The sequence below is a fragment of the Gemmatimonadaceae bacterium genome, assembly GCA_016720905.1.
In the GTDB taxonomy this organism is placed as follows: domain Bacteria; phylum Gemmatimonadota; class Gemmatimonadetes; order Gemmatimonadales; family Gemmatimonadaceae; genus Gemmatimonas.
Genome location: JADKJT010000005.1, coordinates 43041 through 57117, shown reverse-complemented (window position 1 = coordinate 57117; position 14077 = coordinate 43041). Strand labels below are relative to the sequence as shown.

Genomic DNA, 14077 nt, shown 5'->3' with positions numbered 1-14077 from the left:
GGGCGCATTCGGCCGCTCAGTACAGCGGGGCGAGCGCCGCGCGGCGCGGATCGCTGGCCAGGCGCAGCGACTCGATGATGGCGGCAATCATCTGCGCGTGCTGCGCGTCGCGCGAAATGGTGGCAAAACGGTCACCCGGCTGGAACCCATACCAGCCGAACTGCGAGTGGTTGCCACCCTTGATCTTCACCCAGCGCGTGCTCGCGGGCAGCAATCGGCGGTTGGCTTCGATCTTGTCCATCGACGCGAGTCCGTCGCGCGTGGCGAAGATCTTCGTGACAGGATGCTTGTAGCGGGACAGATCCACATCGCGCGGATGCGACGTGCCCACCAGCAGCAACCCCGCCACGCTGCCGCCACCCAGCGACGCGACTTCCGACACCATTTTCGACGCCACCACCGCGCCCCGCGAATGACCGCCAATCAGCCACTGCACCGCGCGCTCGTCCTCGTGAATGGCACCCAGGGCAGTCCCCAGCACCTCCGGTGAGTCGGCACCGCCGAACATGCCGCGACGCGGCAACGACACCAGGATGACGGGATAGCCGGCGGCCGCCACCGCGCGCGCCAGCGGCGCGTAGGCCACCGGATCAACCAGCGAGCCGGCGAAGAACAGCAGTCCCACCGGCACCTTGCCGGGTTGACCAGCGGCCGTGAAGCGCACCACACCGACGTCAGGAGCCACCTGCACACGCGCGTCGCTCTTCATGGCGGCTTTCGCCTCCGATGTCGCGCGGTAGGCGATGGCACACCACCCGACAAAAACCACCGTCGCGGAGATACCGGTGATGATCCAGACGCGACGGATGCGTTGCCACAGACTCTTCGTGCCCACTAGGCCAACTCCTCAGTAAACCGCAAATCGCGAGCGTACGTCTCGCGCGACGTCGCCAGCGCCCACAGGGCCGCCAGGATGCTCAAAGCACCGACCATGGCCGCCGCGGCAACCACCGGTCGACCCTCACCCAATCCACTGATAGGCGATGCATCGCGCAGCGTCAAGAACAGCATGGTGATCAACACGCCGCTGGCCCGCACAAACGTCGGGACCGAGGTGCCAACCGTGGCGCGCACGTCCGTTCCGAACTGTTCAACGGCCATCGTAATCATCACCGCCCAGTAGCCACTGCCAAACCCCAACGCCCCCGTCAGCATCAGGTATCCACGCGCGGTGTGTGCCATGCCACTCAGCAGCAGCACCACCGCGAGGCTGAGAATCGCCAGAAAGACCGCTACGGCCGCTCGCCGACTGTGCCACCACTGGCTGAGCAAACCGCTGCTCACATCGCCCAGCGACGTGCACGCATAGAACCAGAGCACGGCCTGTCCCGCGCTGACCGGTTCGGTCACCCCCACGGCAACGGCCACTTCCGGGGCAAACGTCACCAGGATCGGCACGGCGAACCAGATGGGGACGCCAATCAGGATCGCCTTTATATAGCGACCGACACGCTCCGGCGTCGCGAACACCGTGCGCAGCCGACCGCGCGATGCGGCATGAGGCTGGGCCGAAGCGCGGATGAAGAGTGCCGACTCGCGCACACCCAGTCGAAGTCCGAGCAGCGCGAATCCCATCACCCCGCCGGCCGCGTAGGCCCAGCGCCAGTCGAGTTGGTCACCAACCAGCGCCGCGGTCACGGCACCCAGCACACCGAGCATCGCCACCAGCGCCGTCGCCGTGCCACGCTGTTTCGGATGTACCAGTTCCGACACCAGCGTGAGCGCCGCTCCCAGTTCGCCGGCCAATCCAATGCCCGCCACAAATCGCAGCAGGGCGTACTGCCCGACACTGGTGACAAACGCGTTCGCGAACGTGGCCGCACTGTACAGCAGAATCGACCCGAACAGCACCGTGCGTCGACCGCGTTTGTCACCAATCATGCCCCACGCCACGCCGCCGATCATCAGGCCCACCAGCTGCACGTTCTGCACCCAGGCGCCATCCTCCAGCAGTCGGGTCCCCGATCCCAGCGCAGTCAGCGACGAACGACGCACCACGCTGAACAGCAGCAGATCAAAGAGGTCCACGAAATAGCCGAGCCCCGCCACCACGATGGTCGGCAGGGCCGAACGAATCGTGGCCGACGGGGCGTCGGGGACTTCGTGTTCAATCAACGAACGGGTCAAGCTACAGCAGACCCAGATGCTTCAGCACGGCCGCCGGAGGGAGATCCCACTTGGGCAGCGCCACGTTCCCCACGTACCCGATGTCCTTCATGCCGGCATCGGTGGTGTAGAACGCGGTCGCCGACAGGTCGCGCACCAGGTCGAAGAACCGCGCGCCGGCCTGGAATTCCGGCTTCGCCTTGGGCAAGAAACAGATGTCGTCGCAAATGGCCGTCTTCTGCGCGTTCGTGAGCTTGGCAAATGTGCGACCAAATCGCTTCGTGCTTTCCAGGTTGAGCCACGACACACCACCGCGCACCCGTACCAGGTCACGCGCATTGCCGTCATACGGTGCGCTCACGTGTTCGTTGATGTAGGCCGGCACCCCCACCGCCGACGCACTTGGCGATTTCGCATCGGCGGGAATGATCACATCGCACAGCGCGGCCAGCGTCACCAATTCCGACGCAAACAACTTGCGCGGCCAGTCCTTCTTGGGTCGCAACAAGTCCGGATCACTGGCCGTGCCGCGCGGTCCCGACGAGAGTCGCGCTGGTTGCGACGCAACAGTGGCCGCCGGTGCCGCCGTTTGTGCCTCCACGTCCGTGCCGGCCATGCCTTCGAGAATCGGCAGACTCGCCGCCGCCGCCATCACCTTCAGCGCGTCGCGTCGATTCACGCCGTCCGTCGACGCACCATCCGCCGATCGCGCGTCTCCCGTCTCCCGTCTCCCGTCTCCCGTCTCCATTAGATCTCCCGCTTCGAAATCTGTTCCAGCACATAGTCCGTCGTCCGCCAGGCCATGGCGAGAATCGACAGCGTGGGGTTCTTGTCAGCGTTCGACACAAACGGCGCACCATCGGTGACGAACAGGTTCTTCACGTCCCATGACTGGCAGTACGGGTTGAGCACCGACGTCTTCGGGTCTTCACCCATGCGGCACGTGCCGACTTCGTGAATGATCTGACCGCCCTTGGCGATGGCGCGATTGCCGTCGGTCTGCACCGTGCCCTGCACCTTGCCTCCCATCGCCTCGATGATCTGCGCGAAGGTGGTTTGCATGTGCACCGCTTGCTTCAACTCGTGATCCGACCACTTCCAGTGGAATCGCAGCACCGGTATCCCCCACTGGTCCACCACATCCGGATCGATCTCGCAGTAGCTGTCTTCATTGGGGATCATCTCGCCGCGGCCGTCGAAGTACATGAAGGTGCCGTAGTAGCGACGCGCGTCCTCCTTGAACTTCTTGCCGTACGATCCGCCCGTGAACGACTCGAGCCCGTTGAACATGCCGGGTCCCGGCATACCGCGCCCGCCGCCAAACTCCACATGGTATCCGCGCGCGAACCCCAGCTTCCCGCCCAGTTGTTCTTTATACAACCACCACGGGATGTACATGTGCATGCCCGAGGCACCGTCGGTGTTGTGCGCGGGCAAGTTCTCCAGCGCGGGAATCTGTCCGCCAATCCCGGCACCAACGGTATCCATGAGGTACTTGCCCACCAGCCCGCTGCTGTTGGACAGGCCGTTCGGGAAGGCCGGGCTCTTGCTGTTGAGCAGTATGCGCGCCGTTTCGCAGGCGCTGGCCGCCAGCACCACAATACGCGCCGTCACATGACGATCGGTCCGCGTGTTCTTGTCGATGTAATGCACACCCGTTGCCTTTCCCTTGGCGTCCACGGTGATGTCGCGCACCATCGCATCGGGCACGATATCCACGTTGCCGGTCGCCAACGCCGGGGGCAACAGCACCGTCGTCGACTGGAAGTTGGCCTTGATGGAGCAACCGTTGCCGCACGGGGTGGCCCAGAAGCAGGCCTGCCGACTCAACATCGACTCGCGCAGCACGCGCTGCGCCAGCTTGTTGGTGGGATGGATCTTCTGCGGCAGCGTCTTCGCGTCCTGCCACTTCGTCATGATGGCCAGATGCGCCGGGATCACGGGAATTCCCATCGGCGTCGCATGCTTCTTGGCCAGCAGTTCCACGGCGCGAGGCGCCGGCGGCGGCATGAGCACCCCCGGTGACGAACGGGGCGTGTTCTCAAGGTCATCGTCTCCGCCGTACACGCCAACCAGCATCTCGGTCTTGTCGTAGTAGGGCGCGAGATCCTTATACGTCAGTGGCCAGTCGGCGCCCAGTCCGTCGCGCGACTTGGGCTTGAAATCATACTCGCCCATGCGCAGCGAAATACGACCCCAGTGATTGGTGCGACCGCCCAGCATGCGCGCCCGCCACCAGCGAAAGTCAGTGCCCGGCGCGTTGGTGTACGGTTCGCCGGGTACGTCCCAACCGCCGTCCACCGTCGCATCGTAGAAGCCGAACGGCTTTTCGCGCGTGCCCGCACCGCGCAACGGGGCATCACGCGGCAGCTGGAACATCGGCGTCTCGCGCACGGGATCGTACGTCCGACCCGCTTCGAGGACGAGCACCTTGAGACCCGCCACGGCCAACTGATACGCGGCCATGCCGCCACCCGCACCGGATCCCACGACGATCACGTCGTACTTGGTCTGCGATTTCTGACTGTCGAACACGCTGGAAGCTCCTTGAGGAATCGATCCCAATGTACGCCGGATTCACGCGGCCGGGAGGTCGCACATCAGGCCGAACGCTTCACCCGCTTTCGCCGTACCTTTCTGCATACCTCAGCTTCCCACCGTTTCCGTTGTCCAGGATCCCACCCGTGATTCGTGCTGCTTTCGCCAGTGCGCTGGCGCTGCTCTCTGTCGCCACTCCTCTCGCCGCGCAATCCCGTACCGTCGACGCCAGGAAATCCAAGGCCGAGCGGCCGGTGTGGCCCGATGAAGGTCCACGCACGTGGGCACCTCGGCCCACGTCGCCCGAAATCACCGCCAACGATTTGCGGACCCGGCTGTACCAGTTTGCCGATGACTCCATGATGGGGCGTCGCATGGGAGAATTGGGCAATCAGAAGGGCACGGACTACATCGCGCGCGAGTTCAAGCGCCTGGGGCTCAAGCCCGCCGGAGACAGCGGCACCTATTTTCAAGTGATGCCGTACGGACCCTTGGGGTTCGACAGCAGCACCTCCCGGCTGATGGTTGCCGGAAAGCCATTGACCGCCAAGTCGGAATGGGTCCCGACGGCGCCAACCGGCGCCAATGGGTTTGCCGGCAAGGCCGAACTTCGCAGCGCGCCGACGGTCTTTGCCGGGCGGTGGGGTGACACGACCGTGATGCTCGATCCGGCCACGTTCGCCGGGAAGGTGGCGGTGTTTCTGGCCGGACCTGGCGCCGCCAATGCCGGCGGTGGACGAGCCCCGGTGTCATTCGTCAGCTGTGCCGACGTCCCCAACAAGTTTGGCGCGGCCGCGGCCGCGGCGGTGGAGGCCACTCCGGCTGGGGCTCGACGTCCTGCGGCGGCCGGAGGGGGCGCCGGAGGCGCGCTGCGCGACCTGCGCGCGCAACGCGTTGGCGCGGTGGCGGTCCTGGTGATTGGTCTGGACGACATGAACGCGGCCGCGCGCAACGGTGCCTTCACGGGTCGCTTGAGCATGCAGCCCGTAACGCCGGTGGCAAACACAGGCACCATGAGCGGCGCCACCATCTCCAGGTCCGCCGCGTCTGCGCTCTTTGGCAAGTCGGTTGAACAACTTTCCGTTGGCGATGCGGGTCAGCCTGTCACCGCCAACTGGAGTTACGAGTGGCGCATGTCGCCCACGCCCGCGCGAAATGTCGTCGCCATCCTGCCCGGCACCGATCCGGCGCGCGCTGCGGAATACGTGCTGGTGGGCGCACACAATGATCACGTCGGCACGAACCCCGTCGCCGTCGATCACGACTCGTTGCGCGCGGTGAACATGATCACCCGCAAGCAGGGCAGCAACGATCCCGCCTGCACCCCCACGGCCGACCAGCAGCGCCAGATTGACTCGCTGATTGCGCGCGCCCGCAGCATCCGCGCGCCGCGTCGCGATTCCATCATGAACGGCGCCGACGACGATGGGTCGGGCACCGCCGTGCTGCTGGAAATCGCCGAACGCTTCGCCACCGAGAAGCCGGCCCGATCGATCATCTTCGTCTCGCATCAGGGCGAAGAAGCCGGACTGCTGGGGTCCAAGTGGTTTGTCGATCATCCCACCATCCCGCTCACGTCGATTGTCGCCGCGCACAACATGGACATGCTGGGCAAGGGACGGGTGGATCAGGTGAAATTCGGCGGACCCACGTCCGTCCAGACGCTGGGTTCGCGTCGGTTGTCCCGTGAATTCGGAGACATCATCGACTCGGTCAACGCGGTGCGCAGCGAAACCATGGCCATCGACAAGTCGTGGGATGTGACGGCAAACCCGATGAACCGGTTCTGTCGCAGTGACCAGGTCAACTACGTGCTGAAAGACGTGCCGGTCACCTACTTCTCCCCTGGGCTACGCCTTGGATTACCACCAGCCGACCGACGAACCGCAGTACATCGAGTACGAGCACAGCGCGCGCCTCGCGCGATTCATCCACGATGTCATGATGGCCATCGCTCAACGCAAGGATCGCCCGGCCATCGCCGGTGCGGATCCCGCCTATCCGCGTTGCCGATGACGGCACGGACACTGCGTCGCGGTGTCGCACTGCTGTGCCTGGCGGTAGCGCCAACGGGCTGCCTCAACGAGTCGCTGATCAAGCAGCCTGAGCTGACCGTCATCCCCGGCGCGCCGGCGGGTTGGGGCGCGACCGCTTCCACGTCCGGCATCGGCACGACCATCACCGACCGCCATGGCGGCGCGACGGCGGCATACCTGTCAAGCGCGTTCCAGGTGGGCTTCAGCAGCCTCTATGTACTGGTCCAGGCCATTCGCGCCGACACGTATCGCGGAAAGCGGGTACGACTGACGGCGTGGGTCAAGCCGCGCAATGTCGCGAACGCCGTGTCCTCGGGCATCTGGATGCGCGTCGATGGGCCGGGATTGACCTTGGCCTATGACAACATGCAGAGCCGCGCGGTGTCCGGGTATGGCAATTGGCGACAGGTGACCGTCGTGCTCGACGTGCCGACAAACGCCATCGGCATTTCCTTCGGCGCGCAGTTTCAGGCCACCAACACCTTGCTCGTTGACGACATGCGCTTCGATGTGGTCGGCACCGACGTGGCCAGCACCAACACACTCTCCGCGCCAACCGCCGATACGCGGGATTCGGCGGCAACCGCCGCCGCCTATTCGCAGAGCCCGTCGACTCCGGTGAATCTCGACTTCGAGGGACTCGTTGCCGTGGGCACCGCAACGTCGCCGTGGATGCTGGCGAACACGGGCGCGGCGGTAGGTCATTCCCGCACGAATATTGCGGGAAATGCCGAATGTGTGACGCCTGAGGTATGCGCAGACTTCGCGTACCACTCAGGGCGCGCTACGGCGCGCAGGAGACTGTATGTCAACCCTCACTACTCGCAGCACCAACCCGTTTCCGACGCTCGCCGATCAGGGATTTACCGGACTCGTGCGCAGCATGATGAACGACCCGTTCTTGGCGTCCAACGTCTCCCGCGTGGGATCGTGGATTCCGGCCGTCGAGGTCTCCGAGACCAACGACGCGATGGTGCTCACCGCAGAGTTGCCCGGACTTGAGGAGAAGAACCTCAAGCTGAACATCGAGAACAACGTGCTCTCGATTTCCGGGGAGAAGGAGCAGGAAACCACCGATGCGCCGCCGGCGAAGGCGTACTACGTGACCGAACGGTACTATGGCGCGTTCCAGCGCTCGTTCGCGCTGCCGCGCACGGTGGACGTCGAGCATGTAAAGGCCGTGTTCGAGAAAGGCGTGCTGACCATCACCCTGCCGAAGTTGCCGCAGGCAAAGGGTCGGCAGATCAATCTCACGAAAGGCTGATATCAGACCGTGCCGAGTATGGCACCCACCGGGTGTCTGAGGGTATGACCGACTTTCCATCCCTCGATTCCGGAGCTCATAAATGAAAGTCAATTGGTTGCAGGCAACTACAATGACCGTTGCCTTGGCAGCGGTGGTGGCGATGCCGGTGCGTGCACAGCGCATCGGCATTGTCGCAGGCGGCACGTTCTCGCAGTTGCATGGCCTCGACACGTGCAGGCGAAGAACCGCACCGGCACCATGTTCGGCGCCTCGCTCACGGTTCCGCTCAGTGGACGCATGGCGGTCCAGCCCGAATTGCTGTTCATCAACAAGGGCGCCGAGTTGCACTTTGACAGCGGCACCTCCGACATCAAGCTCGACTACGTCGAGATTCCGCTCTTGCTCCGTTTCGACCGCGGCCTCACCTCACTGCTGGGCCCGCATTTCTACGTTGGCCCGAGCATCAGCTTCAAGGTCGGCTGCAGCGTCACGGTCAGCACCGCGCCCAACACCTCGTCGGACTGCAGCCGAGATGCGTTCCTTGAGCCCACGACCATCGATTGGGGCGCCACCGTCGGGGCCGGCGTCGATCTGCATGTCGGCGGACTTGGCGTCACCGGCGGCGCGCGGTATGGCGTCGGGCTCGCCAACATTTCCAAGGACGACGGCCCCGCACTCGAACAGCGCGTGCGCAATGGCACCCTCACCGTCTATGCGGGGCTCCTGTTCGGCCGCCGCTGACACATCCTGATGTATCCCGCTGTATTAGGATTGAACGCATGACGTCCAATCCTCCCAGTCATTTCGAGTTGCTCGGCGGCGACGCTGGCGTCCGCCAACTGGTCGATCGCTTCTACGACCTGATGGACAGCGCGCCCGAGGCGGTCAACGTCCGGGCGCTGCACGCCGCCAGTCTCAAGCAGTCACGCGAGAAGCTGTATCTGTATCTCATGGGCTGGACCGGCGGGCCACCCGTCTATGTCGAGCGCTACGGCCATCCGCGTTTGCGTCAGCGACACCTGCCGTTCACTATCGGTACCCGCGAACGCGACGAGTGGCTGTGGTGCATGCAGCGTGCCCTCGAACACCAGGCAATGCCGGACGACACGCGCGCCTTTCTGTGGCAACGACTGCGCGAGCTGGCCGATCACATGCGCAACCAACCGGAGCCGGTTACCGACGGCCTGCCGCTGGCCTGACGCGCGAACTCAGTCGCGCACAACCGGTGCCGGCCATCGCGTGAGAATCATCCGGAGCGTCCACTGCGTCGAGCCGGGAACAGACGGATCCGGATCGAGCGTCAAGCCGCTGAGATCGAAGCCGGGCACCGGCATCACCACGCCCTTCGGCAGTCGCGCATGACGGGTGCCTTCACGCAGCGGGATGTCGTCGGTGAAGCGCCCGTTGGCGGCGCGACCAAACACCCGCATCGGGTCCAGCTGGGTGCTGGTGCCGTTTTCGAAATGATCGACGTCGATGGCCGTCAACCACGGCCGCCCGGCATAGTCCATCTCGACCGCGACTTGCAGGTGACGCGTTCGCTCGCGTGACGCCACCAGACTCGAAAAGAAGTTGGTCGGCATCTTGTGTCGGCGCTCGTCCAACGCCACCGACAGGTGCAGGTGACAGAGACCGTGCTCGTCGGTTGTGAGCCGTTGACCCTCATCGGCCGCCTGCCAGGTCAAAGCCGAGCCGAGAACCACGCGCAGTGGAATCCCCGCAGCAGGAGTCTTATCAGGCTCGAGAACCGTTATCTGAACGTCGAGCGTTACCGGTGCCGTCACGGAGTGTTGAGCCAAGGCATGCCTGAAAGGTAGCGCATACGCACCCAGGAACCCGATCAGGATGGCTCCAATGGCAACGCGCGGCCTACATCCGGTCGACATACGCCGGCATCCCGTCGCAGTGCAGGCAGCGAAACACGAATGCCGTCGGCGCCTCGTCCCGTTTCAATGAGTCCAGCAGCCGCTGGGCGGCCCCGCCGCTCACCCCCAGGTCGTACACAATCGACGTCATGAGCGACCCCTCAATCTTCGGGAATCGCTCGCGGATCTCGGCAATTCCGAACGGCCCCACGAATGCGGCCGGTTCGTCGCAACACGACGGCCATCGCTCCGGTTGCCAGGCATGGAAACCCGGCGTGCGCTCCATGATGCACGACTGTGCCGCCTCGGCCGCCTCGGCCGCGTCGTCATCAAAGGCCTCAGAGTCCACAAACGTGACGTCAAGGCGCTCGTGCGCGCTGCCGTCGGCGATGCACCAGGGACACAGGGCGTCCTCAAGCTCGGTTTCCGCATAGCACGGTCCCGTATACACGTGGCCGCGCGCTTCGCCGCAGCATTCGCATGTCGCGTCTGAGATGACGACGCTGCCGCTGGCCAGCGGATCGGGGTGATAACGGAAGTGGGGGAGCCCGGTCATGCGTGAGAATCCGTGGAGGACCGCACGGCCTACTTCTCGGAGACCGTCTTCAACTGCTGCAAACCGCGCTCGAAGTCAGGTCCTACCATCTTGTCCATGCTGACAAAGCTGGTCATGATCTTCGTCATGTACGTGGACGGACCGGACATGGTCCAGGTGACATCCGTTCCGTTCGCGTTGGGAGTCAGCGTGAATACCGTCGTGTTGTGGCTCTCGAACGGCGAGAGGAAATCCAGCTTGATGGTCACGCTGGTGGCCGGCGTGGAGCCGGTGATCTCCATCTTCCCTTCCCCGACGTCTGAATTCCCCTTCCAGGCGTAGGTCGCACCGACACCGCTCGTCGCGCCATCATACGTGGTCGTCATCGCCGGATCGAGCTTGGCCCACGGCGACCAGGCCTCCCAGGCGTGAAAGTCATTGAGGTGCGCGAAGACTTTCTCGGGCGCGGCGCTGATACTGATGGTGCGCTCAAGACTGAAGGAATCGGGCCGAGTAGCGGCGTAGCCCAGCACGGCGACCACGAACACAACCACACCGAGAAGGATTTTCTTGAGCATGCTAGGAGCGGCAAAGGTGAGCGGAGGGAAGCAACGAACGGGAGTTCATAGGGAATTCTGCGACGTCACCGCACTACAATACCGGACCGCCGCGCGTCGCGCGACACCAGCCAGTTCTGCAGCACGGTGACCATCGAACTGGCGCCCATCGAGAGGGCAATCGCGCTGGACGCCGACCACAGAAACGCCATCGTCATGCCAATCGACAGCAGCCAGGCAATCGATGGCGCGCGCGACTGACCGGGAGCGGCGGGCATGGTCGCCAGCGCTGCGGTACTCAGGACCGTGACCAGGGCCAGCAGCCACCGGTTTGGCTGCGCCAGGTCGACGATCCACAGAAAACGCACACGTGAGCCCAAGCCGCCGCGCACCGCCGCGAAGAGCCCGCCAACCACCGGAAGCTGGACCATCATGTTGATCACCGCAGACGGTGACAGCAGCCGGACGCCATTGTCGGCATACAGCGCGCGCGTGGCCCGCATCAGTGCGGCAGGGTCATCCGCGAACCGCCGCTTGAGCCGATCAAGTTGCGGCGTCAACTGACTCATACGCGCCTGCTGCGCTCGCGCCTGTCGCGCCATGCGCAGCGTCAGCGGCAACAACGCCAGGCGCAGGCCAGCCGATACCAGCACCACCGCAGTCCCGAGACTGCCGCCACACACGTGCGCCACGCTGAAGATCGTCAGCCGCAGCAACTCGACAAAACTGTCCCACATGGATGACTCCGGTGCCGGTGAACACGCTGATGTGCAGGCGGTGGTCGAATCCCTACGCACCCTCAGCCGGCCGGTGTCAGCCTAGTCCAGAAATCGATGGCACGCGTGCTCTGGCGGCCGCAGACACGCCGGTGCCACCAGCCGCGTTCGGCGCCGGGCAATGGCGTCATACAGGGCGTCCCGCAGCGGACGCGGCACCAGACGAACGAGGACAGCGAGCGTCCGCCATTTTCCTCCCAGCTGCGTCAGCAGCGCTAGCGCGGCCTCGCTACGCACGCGCACGCGGGATGCGCCATTGGCCAGCGGTTCATACCACACGACCGAGTCGATCAACCGGATGTCCGGGTGGCGCGCGCGCACGACCTCACCGAACGCGCCTTGCAGTGGCGCAAAACGCAACGACGACGGACGCGACGGCGATTCGTGCCTAAGCACGAACTGCACGCTGGCAGCGCAGAGCCCGCAGGCGCCGTCGTACAACAGAACAGGCGGCTCGGCCGCAGCATCCCCCGACGCACCGCTCACGGAGGAAACGACTGTCGTCCCTCAAGCGCGCAACCGGACAGTGTCAAACTGACCCGGGTCACAGTCACCTGGAATGGATACCGCGCACCGGACATGGAGTCGGTGCACGGCGCCTCGGTAACGGCTACATGCAGGGTGTCCCGGGGACCGGCGGCTCGCTGCGCCGCATACGTCCAGTGGGTGTTGTCAATGTGCTCCCAACGCCCCCCCATGTATGGCACGCCGTCGGGCTCGGCCGGTGTCGTGATACGAGCCGAATCACCGGCGATTCGCAGCGCCCAGAATGGCTCGTTGCCGCGGGCCTCGAGTTCTCCATCAGGCGGCAGTCGCTCGCAGCCAACGCCCGCGACCGCGCCGTACCGAACCTGCTCAATACGGTCGCCATTCACGCGCAACACGACGTTGAGGCCATTGTCCGCACCATCCAGCGCCCGCAGCAATGTCATTGCGTCATCGGTGGCGTTGTCCTCCAGCGACCGCGCGTCTCCCGACCCTCCACAGGCGATGAACTTCAGTCGGAGGCCCACATGCTGCAGGTGTCCGGCTACCGCCGCAGGGACCGTGAACGCCAGGCGCGATGGTCCGGTGGCGCGAGGGCCGGCGTCGGATGTCGATGCGATCGAGTCGGTGGACACCGCCACGTCCGCCTCGCGCGACTGGCAACCCAGCAGCAAGACGCCAACGACACCAAGCGCCACAGCGGCCGGGCAGCGCGGCACGAACGGTGACTCCCGTGAACTGATCACGGTTTTGCCAGCTGTTCGATGCGGCGATCGGGGATGAACCAGATCAGCGCCACCAGCACGAAGATGGATAAGGAAAGCCAGCGCCACTGATACGAGCACGCGATGGCGATGACATAGCACACCAGCGACAGCTTGCCCTTCCAGTCGTTGCCCACCGCGCGGCGCAACAGCGATGACTCGCCCTGTGCGGCAATGATCACCTGTTCAAGAATGAAGTAGGCCAGGCCGCACATGAGGAGCGTCACGCCGTACATGGCGGTTGGCAGCGCGGCAAAGTGATTCTCTCCCATCCAACCGGTGGTGAACGGAATGAGCGACAGCCAGAACAACAGGTGCAGATTCGCCCACAGGATGCCCCCCGTGACGCGCGTTACGGTGTGCCGCATATGGTGATGGTTGTTCCAGTAGATGCCGAGGTACACAAAGCTGAGCAGATAACCAAGCAGCACGGGCACCAGCGGTTGCAGCGACGCCAGATCATCACCGTGCGGCACTTTGAGCTCCAGCACCATGATCGTGATGAGGATCGCAATCACACCGTCGCTGAACGCTTCGAGGCGTCCCTTACCCATGTCTGGCTCGTGCGTTGAGGAGGGAACTCTCGTGAGGCAGGATCACCACACGTGTCAGGCCGTCGGTCCGCGCGGATCGGTGCGCAAGATACCGTAGTGCACCAGATCCTCGTGCACACCAAGCTTCACCTCGTGCTGCCGCCGCGTTCCCTCGTACTGCATGCCCAGCTTTTCCATCACGCGGCCCGACGCCGGATTGCGTCGCAGAAAACAGGCATGAATGCGATGCAGTTGCAGCGACTCGAAACCGAAGGCCATCACGGCCTCGGCCGATTCGGTGGCATACCCATGCCCCCAGTACGGAACGCCGATCCAGTAGCCAAGTTCCGCCCGATGATCCGCCGGCTCCAGATTCAGTCCGGTGGCGCCCACGAGAGTATTGTCCTCGAGCGTGACGGCAAACGACGCAGCCTGTCCGGCCGCGAAGGCGTCCGCGCGCGACGAGATCCACGCCTCGGCCATGCCATCCTCGTACGGATGCGGGATGGTGCGCGTGGTGCTGTAAATCTCCGGCGCGCCTGCCAGTCGCTGCACTGCGGGGGCGTCGGCAAGCGTGAATGGACGCAGGATCAGTCGCCGCGTGCGCAGGGTCGGGAGGACGGTGTGCACCATGG

At 64.6% G+C, this 14077-nt stretch carries 16 protein-coding genes; 4 read left to right on the top strand and 12 right to left on the bottom strand.

The annotated features are described in order from the left end of the window. Positions 1-16: 16 nt before the first annotated feature. From IPP90_06360 to IPP90_06345, 4 genes are read right to left on the bottom strand one after another with little or no spacing between them, the layout of a single operon-like run. Positions 17-835: a hypothetical protein gene (locus tag IPP90_06360; GenBank protein ID MBL0170346.1), complete on the bottom strand. Its 819-nt coding sequence runs from the start codon at positions 833-835 to the stop codon at positions 17-19. Next, on the bottom strand, positions 835-2115 hold the full coding sequence (locus IPP90_06355; protein MBL0170345.1) for an MFS transporter: 1281 nt from the start codon (positions 2113-2115) through the stop codon (positions 835-837). The genes IPP90_06360 and IPP90_06355 overlap by 1 nt, the downstream gene beginning before the upstream one ends. Positions 2116-2128: 13 nt before the next feature. Next, on the bottom strand, positions 2129-2854 hold the full coding sequence (locus tag IPP90_06350; protein MBL0170344.1) for a gluconate 2-dehydrogenase subunit 3 family protein: 726 nt from the start codon (positions 2852-2854) through the stop codon (positions 2129-2131). Then, positions 2854-4572: a GMC family oxidoreductase gene (locus IPP90_06345; GenBank protein MBL0170343.1), complete on the bottom strand. Its 1719-nt coding sequence runs from the start codon at positions 4570-4572 to the stop codon at positions 2854-2856. The genes IPP90_06350 and IPP90_06345 overlap by 1 nt, the downstream gene beginning before the upstream one ends. A gap of 218 nt (positions 4573-4790) precedes the next feature. Here IPP90_06345 and IPP90_06340 point away from each other — a divergent pair, with 218 nt between their 5' ends. From IPP90_06340 to IPP90_06325, 4 genes are all read left to right on the top strand, one after another. After that, a complete protein-coding gene (locus IPP90_06340; GenBank protein ID MBL0170342.1) occupies positions 4791-7682 on the top strand; it encodes a M28 family peptidase in 2892 nt (963 codons plus the stop codon). Next, a complete protein-coding gene (locus tag IPP90_06335) occupies positions 7651-7944 on the top strand; it encodes an Hsp20/alpha crystallin family protein (protein ID MBL0170341.1) in 294 nt (97 codons plus the stop codon). The genes IPP90_06340 and IPP90_06335 overlap by 32 nt, the downstream gene beginning before the upstream one ends. A 213-nt stretch (positions 7945-8157) precedes the next feature. Continuing rightward, entirely contained in the window at positions 8158-8667 is a 510-nt protein-coding gene (locus tag IPP90_06330) for a PorT family protein (GenBank protein MBL0170340.1), read from the top strand. Between the two features lie 38 nt (positions 8668-8705). Further along, entirely contained in the window at positions 8706-9125 is a 420-nt protein-coding gene (locus IPP90_06325) for a group II truncated hemoglobin (GenBank protein ID MBL0170339.1), read from the top strand. A gap of 9 nt (positions 9126-9134) precedes the next feature. Here the strand turns inward: IPP90_06325 and IPP90_06320 are convergent, their stop codons facing one another. From IPP90_06320 to IPP90_06285, 8 genes are all read right to left on the bottom strand, one after another. Continuing rightward, positions 9135-9629 (bottom strand): hypothetical protein, encoded by a 495-nt coding sequence (locus IPP90_06320; protein ID MBL0170338.1) that lies wholly within the window; start codon positions 9627-9629, stop codon positions 9135-9137. A gap of 166 nt (positions 9630-9795) precedes the next feature. After that, positions 9796-10347, bottom strand: a complete 552-nt coding sequence (locus tag IPP90_06315; protein MBL0170337.1) for a CbrC family protein — start codon at positions 10345-10347, stop codon at positions 9796-9798. Positions 10348-10376: 29 nt separating this feature from the next. Further along, positions 10377-10904, bottom strand: coding sequence for an SRPBCC family protein (locus tag IPP90_06310; GenBank protein MBL0170336.1), 528 nt, complete (start codon positions 10902-10904; stop codon positions 10377-10379). A gap of 65 nt (positions 10905-10969) precedes the next feature. Continuing rightward, positions 10970-11620, bottom strand: coding sequence for a YidC/Oxa1 family membrane protein insertase (locus tag IPP90_06305; GenBank protein MBL0170335.1), 651 nt, complete (start codon positions 11618-11620; stop codon positions 10970-10972). Between the two features lie 81 nt (positions 11621-11701). Further along, complete coding sequence (locus tag IPP90_06300) at positions 11702-12145, bottom strand: DUF393 domain-containing protein (protein MBL0170334.1); 444 nt, start codon at positions 12143-12145, stop codon at positions 11702-11704. Continuing rightward, the gene (locus IPP90_06295; protein ID MBL0170333.1) at positions 12142-12891 is read right to left on the bottom strand and encodes a hypothetical protein; all 750 of its coding nucleotides are present in this window, start codon (positions 12889-12891) and stop codon (positions 12142-12144) included. Before IPP90_06295 ends, IPP90_06300 begins: the two co-directional genes overlap by 4 nt. Further along, positions 12888-13463, bottom strand: coding sequence for a DUF1211 domain-containing protein (locus IPP90_06290; protein ID MBL0170332.1), 576 nt, complete (start codon positions 13461-13463; stop codon positions 12888-12890). Before IPP90_06290 ends, IPP90_06295 begins: the two co-directional genes overlap by 4 nt. Before the next feature lie 54 nt (positions 13464-13517). Then, positions 13518-14075 carry a GNAT family N-acetyltransferase gene (locus tag IPP90_06285; GenBank protein MBL0170331.1) on the bottom strand — a complete coding sequence of 186 codons (558 nt, stop codon included), beginning with the start codon at positions 14073-14075 and terminating at the stop codon, positions 13518-13520. Positions 14076-14077: the final 2 nt, after the last annotated feature.